Here is a 3423-nt window from a genome sequence, read left to right as displayed (position 1 = left end):
GGCGTCTCGCCCGGGGCGCCGAAGCGCTGGCGCCACACGGCCTGCGCGCGCTCCAGCTCGGTGGCGTGTAGGCGCTCCGCAGTGGCGCGCACCAGGGCGTCGTCCAGTCCCTTGCCACGCAGCTCCTGCACCAGGCGCTGCGTGCCCAGGCGGGCGGCGCGGCGGTTCACCACCGAATCGGCCACGCGCTGCGCGCTGATGAAATCCTTGGCCTGCAGGTCGTCGAGCACGGCGTTCAGGTCGTCGCCCTCCTGCACGTGGCGGGCCAGCTTGGTGGCCAGTTCGGCGCGGGAGTGTTCGCGCTGTGCCAGCAGGCGCAGCGCCCGGCCCTTGAGCGAAAGCGTCGCAAATCCCATGGTGCTATGAAAGTGGAAGCATCCAGCGCCTGTCAATCAAGCGCTGGAGCCGGGCATGGCCTGCAATCGGCCAAGGCTTACTTCTCGGCCGCTTCCTTGGCCGGGGCGGCGGCGGGGGCTTCGAGGCTGGCGGGCAGCAGGGCGATGCCCAGGCTCTCGCGCACCTTGTTCTCGATCTCGCGGGCGAGGTCGGCGTTCTCGCGCAGGAACTCCCGCGAGTTGTCGCGGCCCTGGCCGATCTTCTCGCCGTTGTAGGCGTACCAGGCGCCGCTCTTTTCGATGATCTTCGCGTTCACGCCCATGTCGATGATCTCGCCCTCGCGGCTGATGCCCTCGCCGAACAGGATGTCGAACTCGGCCGTCTTGAACGGCGGGCTGACCTTGTTCTTCACGACCTTGACCTTGGTCTCGTTGCCCACGGCCTCGTCGCCCTTCTTGATCGTGCCGGTGCGGCGGATGTCCAAACGCACCGAGGCGTAGAACTTGAGCGCGTTGCCGCCCGTGGTGGTTTCAGGGCTGCCGAACATCACGCCGATCTTCATGCGGATCTGGTTGATGAAGATGACCATGCAGTTGGTCTTCTTGATGGTGGCGGTGAGCTTGCGCAGCGCCTGGCTCATCAGGCGGGCCTGCAGGCCGGGCAGCGCGTCGCCCATTTCGCCTTCGATTTCGGCCTTGGGGGTGAGCGCGGCGACCGAGTCGATCACGATCAGGTCCACGGCGCCCGAACGCACGAGGCTGTCCACGATCTCCAGGGCCTGCTCGCCGGTGTCGGGCTGGCTGATCAGCAGATCGGACAGCTGGACGCCGAGCTTCTGGGCGTATTGCACGTCGAGCGCGTGCTCGGCATCGACGAAGGCGCACTGGCCGCCCTGCTTTTGCATCTCGGCGATCACCTGCAGCGTGAGCGTGGTCTTGCCGGACGATTCCGGGCCGTAGATCTCGACCACTCGGCCGCGGGGCAGGCCGCCCACGCCCAGCGCGATATCCAGGCCCAGCGAGCCGGTGGAGACGACCTGGATGTCCTCGATCACCTCGCCTTCGCCCAGGCGCATGATCGTGCCCTTGCCGAACTGCTTCTCGATCTGGGCCAGCGCGGCCTGGAGGGCCTTGGCCTTTTCGGTGTTGACGGGCTGGGCGGGGTGGGTCCCCTTGACGGCGAAGTCCATGGAAAGTCCTTGAAAAACAATGGGTTGGGGTGTCTCTGTCCGGCTGTGGGTAGTCACAGGCTGGATGCTTGAACAGTAGTTTATGCGAGCTGTCTCAGCGCGTAAACGGGGTTTTAAGTCAGTTTCCCTGACAATGTGCCATGGCCGAAACCCCACCCTCTCCCCCCCTCGACGATGGCTGGCGCCAGACCCACCTGGGCCGCCTGCTCGGGCATGCCATGCGCCGGTTCGATGCGCGGGTGCTCGAACTCATGGCCCACAACGTGGAAGTGCCGCTGGCGCTTTCCAACCTCGCCGCGCGCGATCAGGTGAGTGCGGCGCACGTCCACATCACGCGCCACCTTTCGCTCGATGGCGACCGGCTGACCGATCTGGCGCAGCGGGCCGGCATGACGAAGCAGTCGATGGCCGATCTGGTGGACCAGTGCGTCGCCTGGGGCCTGGTGGTGCGGGAACCCGACCCGCGCGATGCCCGGGCGCGCCGCGTCTGCTTCACTGCCGCGGGTCTGGCGTGGCTGCAGGCGTTCCGCGACGCGGTGGCGCAGGCGGAGGCGGAATTCCGCATGGAGGTGGGCGACGAGGTCGCCACGGTGGTGGCGATCGGACTGGAAGCGTATGCGGAAGGTGACGGGCTGTCAGGTTAAAAGCTGCAAAAATGATACAAATGACATCGCATTTTTGCCATTTTTCGCGCTGCGGATTCCGATTTAAGCCTCTTCTAAGGTATCTAAAAGTTAATCAAGATACCAAACGCAATAGATGGTACTTATCATGAACCTGCACAACCTCCGCATTGGCGCCAAACTGGCGCTCGCTTTCAGCATCACCACGCTGATCACCGTCGCCCTGGCCTGGATGGCCTGGGGCCAGATGCTGCGCATCAACGCCAGCGCCGAAGACCTGGCCACGAACTGGCTGCCCAGCATCGAGGCCATCGGCAACGTGCGCATCGCCGCCAACCGCCTGCGGCGCACCGAGAGCGAGGCCTTCCTGCCGACCGACCAGAGCAACCTGAACAAGCTCAAGGAAGAGCTCAAGGTGCGACGCCAGCAACTGGCGGAGGCCGAGGCCGTATATGCGCCGCTGGTCAATCCGGGCGAAGAGCGCAAGGGCTACGAGGCCTACCAAGCCCAGCGCGACCAGTACCTCGCGGTGCAGCGCCGCATGCTGGACCAGCCACTGCAGGCGCACGATGAAACGCTGCGGATCTTCTTCACCGATTCGGAGAAGGGCTTCGATGCCATGGCGTCCACGCTGGGCGAGCTGGCCCGCGTGAACCGCCGAGGCGGCGACGCCGCGCACGACGATGCGGTGGCCACGTTCCACCGTGCGCAGACCACGCTGCTGGCCCTGCTGATCGCTGCGGTGGCGATCGCTTCGGTGCTGGCCTGGTGGATCACGCGGCACATCACGCGGCCGCTGGCCTCGGCCGTCGAAGTGGCGCGGGGCGTGGCCGCCGGCGACCTGACGATGGACATCGCCGTGCACGGCAAGGACGAGTCCGCACAGCTGATGCAGGCCCTGAGCGACATGCGCGCCAGCCTGGCGAGCGTGGTCGGTGCCGTCCACGGCAGCGCCGAAGGCGTGGCCGCGGCCAGCTCGCAGATCGAGCAGGGCAACCAGGACCTGTCGGCCCGCACCGAACAGCAGGCCTCGGCCCTGGAAGAAACCGCCGCGTCCATGGAGGAGTTGAGCTCCACCGTGCGCCAGAACGCCGACGGCGCCCAGAAGGCCAGCCAGCTGGCGGCGGATGCGTCCACGGTGGCGCAGCGCAGCGGCGACGCGGTGGAGGTGATGGTGGAGACGATGAAGAGCATCGACGCCGCCTCCCAGCGCATCGCCGACATCATCGGCGTGGTGGACGGCATCGCGTTCCAGACCAACATCCTGGCGCTCAA

Annotated in this window: 4 protein-coding genes; 2 read left to right on the top strand and 2 right to left on the bottom strand. The window is 66.4% G+C overall.

The annotated features are described in order from the left end of the window. Together AC27KI_RS21060 and recA are read right to left on the bottom strand one after the other, a co-directional pair. On the bottom strand, positions 1-356 hold a 356-nt coding region (locus tag AC27KI_RS21060), incomplete at its 3' end, for a RecX family transcriptional regulator (protein WP_487115654.1). 77 nt (positions 357-433) lie between these two features. Further along, a complete protein-coding gene (gene recA / locus AC27KI_RS21055) occupies positions 434-1525 on the bottom strand; it encodes a recombinase RecA (protein ID WP_284400760.1) in 1092 nt (363 codons plus the stop codon). A 140-nt stretch (positions 1526-1665) separates the two neighbouring features. Here recA and AC27KI_RS21050 point away from each other — a divergent pair, with 140 nt between their 5' ends. Next, positions 1666-2169, top strand: coding sequence for a MarR family winged helix-turn-helix transcriptional regulator (locus tag AC27KI_RS21050; RefSeq protein WP_284430677.1), 504 nt, complete (start codon positions 1666-1668; stop codon positions 2167-2169). A 127-nt stretch (positions 2170-2296) separates the two neighbouring features. Beyond that, a partial coding sequence (locus AC27KI_RS21045) for an MCP four helix bundle domain-containing protein (protein WP_487115651.1) occupies positions 2297-3423 on the top strand: 1127 nt, incomplete at its 3' end.

This window comes from Acidovorax sp. KPB24-03, from assembly GCF_057546605.1.
Note: the sequence above shows the minus strand (reverse complement) of the source record. Positions and strands in the feature narration are given on the sequence as shown.